The organism is Pseudomonas sp. SIMBA_068 (assembly GCF_046534705.1).
Lineage (GTDB): Bacteria > Pseudomonadota > Gammaproteobacteria > Pseudomonadales > Pseudomonadaceae > Aquipseudomonas > Aquipseudomonas putida.
The window spans coordinates 1-341 of the sequence record NZ_JAWRYI010000178.1 but is presented as its reverse complement, the minus strand read 5'-3'; the positions used below and the strand labels follow the sequence as shown (position 1 = coordinate 341).

Here is a 341-nt window from a genome sequence, read left to right as displayed (position 1 = left end):
ACACGAGCCGACTTGTCGAATACTTGCTCTAGGGAATCGGATAAAATTTGGAAGTTTTCTTCTTTGTTAATCGCAATCGCATACATTACAACAAAGAAGGCAAACATAATGGTCATATAATCCGCATAAGATACTAACCAGCGCTCTGTATGCTGGTTTTTATGGGCCGAGCGACCAAATCGTCGACGCATCATTTTTATGCGTCCACTAGGCTTGGCCGTTCAACACGATAAGCTTCTAACTTTAGCTCAATGTTCATTGGGCTTTGGCCATCGCTGATTGCAATTATCCCTTCTGCAAGCATTTCGTGGTAAAGCATCTTTTCTTCTACACGTTGCTTG

General features: G+C 42.5%; 1 protein-coding gene. It reads right to left on the bottom strand.

What is annotated here, in order from left to right; all coding sequences use genetic code 11:
* Positions 1-194 (bottom strand): flagellar motor protein MotB (locus tag SB756_RS28720; protein WP_410912911.1); only part of this gene is annotated, 194 nt, incomplete at its 3' end.
* Positions 195-341: the final 147 nt, after the last annotated feature.